This window comes from Sphingobium sp. BHU LFT2, assembly GCF_018604485.1.
GTDB classification, from domain to species: domain Bacteria; phylum Pseudomonadota; class Alphaproteobacteria; order Sphingomonadales; family Sphingomonadaceae; genus Sphingobium; species Sphingobium yanoikuyae_A.
This window is the reverse complement of sequence record NZ_JAFCGW010000089.1, coordinates 1-479: the sequence shown is the minus strand read 5'-3', so window position 1 is coordinate 479 and position 479 is coordinate 1. Positions and strand designations below refer to the sequence as shown.

At 60.3% G+C, this 479-nt stretch carries 1 protein-coding gene; it reads left to right on the top strand.

The features are described from left to right. Window positions 1-479, top strand: a 479-nt coding sequence (locus JQK15_RS26605; protein WP_214869680.1) for an amidohydrolase family protein, incomplete at both ends; no start/stop codon positions are given.

The window sequence follows — 479 nt, the reverse complement described above, 5'->3', positions numbered from 1 at the left end:
TTCTACGAGAAGATGGTCGAGCTGGACGTGCCGGCGATGATCCATGTGTCGGGCAGCTGCAATCCGGCGATGCACGCGACCGGCGGCTATTATATCGCCGCCGATACCATCGCCTTCATGCAGTTGCTGGAGGGCGACCTGTTCAGGGACTTCCCGACCCTCAAGTTCATCATCCCGCATGGCGGCGGCGCCGTGCCCTATCATTGGGGTCGCTATCGCGGCCTGGCCGACATGTTGAAGAAGCCCGACCTGTCGACCCATCTGATGAACAACATCTTCTTCGACACATGCGTCTATCATCAGCCCGGCGTCGACCTGCTGGCCGACGTGATCGACAACAAGAATATCCTGTTCGGGTCGGAAATGGTCGGCGCGGTGCGCGGCATCGATCCCACCACCGGCCATTATTTCGACGATACCAAGCGCTATGTCGATGCGCTGGACATCAGCGAGGGCGAGCGTGCCGCGATCTTCGAGGG